At 29.3% G+C, this 1479-nt stretch carries 2 protein-coding genes and 1 pseudogene; 2 read left to right on the top strand and 1 reads right to left on the bottom strand.

What is annotated here, in order from left to right:
• The coding region (locus tag AMN84_RS02125) for an XRE family transcriptional regulator (protein WP_143755536.1) at positions 1 to 926 on the bottom strand (926 nt) is incomplete at its 3' end.
• A gap of 111 nt (positions 927 to 1037) precedes the next feature.
• Here AMN84_RS02125 and AMN84_RS05040 point away from each other — a divergent pair.
• Together AMN84_RS05040 and AMN84_RS02120 are read left to right on the top strand one after the other, a co-directional pair.
• Positions 1038 to 1199: a hypothetical protein gene (locus AMN84_RS05040; protein ID WP_179850691.1), complete on the top strand. Its 162-nt coding sequence runs from the start codon at positions 1038 to 1040 to the stop codon at positions 1197 to 1199.
• Positions 1200 to 1238: 39 nt separating this feature from the next.
• A pseudogene (locus tag AMN84_RS02120) lies at positions 1239 to 1479 on the top strand (isocitrate lyase); the annotation flags it as partial.

Raw genomic sequence — 1479 nt, 5'->3', positions numbered from 1 at the left:
ACTTGTTCAAACGAAGTTGCAAAAGTATTTTGAAGTAGTTCTAAGTCGTATTTCAGTTTTTTACATTCAGAATGAAATAATTTGTAAGGCATCAAAATTGCTGCACCACAATAATTCAATAACGCAATTTGGGTAAGTCTTTTGGACTCTTCTGTTGGAAATTTAAATTCAGACAAATAATTATTTATTTCCCCCATGGCCCCTTCTTGAGCTATTTGAGCTGCCGCATGTAATTTTTTAGTTTCAAGAGAATTATAATCACTTAATAAAAGTTCTTTTTTATTTTTATCGAAAATTTTTGAAAATGGCTTACCTTCATCAGGAATTACATCTTTCACTGTAATTGAATATTCTGTTTTTAAAAATTCACATAATGCTATATATCTTGTTCGATTATTTTTTTGAACTTTTTCAAAAATATTATTCGCGAATTCCTCTAACTTTGGAAAATAATTTTTTTTTTCTTGTAAAAAATCAGAAATTACTTCTCCGGGAAATGCAGTCTTTCTGCTATCAATAATCTTTCCAGATAAATTTTCTACTTTATTAATTATTTCATGATCTTTTTGTTTAAAATTATCTCCTAATTTTATTAAAGCTTTTGCAATTTTTGGGTTTGTATTCACAAGATCTTTAACTTCTGGTCCCACAATGTCTAAATCCTCAAACAACTGATCATCGAGTAATTCAGATATGTCGTTAACGAGGTTTAAATCAGATTTATTAGTTAAATCTGAAAGTTCAATTTTTAATTCCTCGCAAACTTTTAATAGTAAATCTCCGTCGATTTTTCTTTTTCCACTCTCAATTAAATTAAGATAGCTCGCTGAAATTCCTAATTGTTCAGCTAGTTTATTTGCTTGAATCCCTAATTGACGTCTAAATGACTTGATTTTTGGTCCTATCTTAAGATCAATTTGACTCATGTTTTCTATTTGTAAACTTTGTAAATTATTATTTACAACAAATTATCCCATTTTACAAGCATTTTATTGAATTTAGTAGATTTTGTAAATTTTGTAAATTATAAGCTTCTTATGGACAACAAAAACAAAAAAAACTACTTAAAAAACCAAGAAAATACGTCAGAGAACATGCCATCTAACAGCAGCTCAGGTATTTATTTAAGAGATGATCACTGTGATTGGGGTTCTAGCGGGATGAATGAATTCACCCAAGAATTTGGTGAAAATAACTAGTTTCGCTTAAATCACAACACATCAACAAAGGATTATAAAATGGGTGCTGAAAAAAAGGTTTCTTACGATTTAAAAAGATTTGCAGGAATTAAAAGAGATTACAATCAAGACGAAGTTGATAGGTTAAGAGGCTCGATTAAGATTGAATATTCAATATGCAAACAACAATCTACAAAATTATGGAATTTATTAAACACCGAGTCTTACGTTAATACACTTGGCTCTCTATCGGGCAATCACGCAGTGCAACACGCAAAAGCTGGATTAAAGGCAATTTATT

The organism is Candidatus Pelagibacter communis (genome assembly GCF_001180105.1).
Lineage (GTDB): Bacteria > Pseudomonadota > Alphaproteobacteria > Pelagibacterales > Pelagibacteraceae > Pelagibacter > Pelagibacter ubique_K.
Note: the sequence above shows the minus strand (reverse complement) of the source record. Positions and strands in the feature narration are given on the sequence as shown.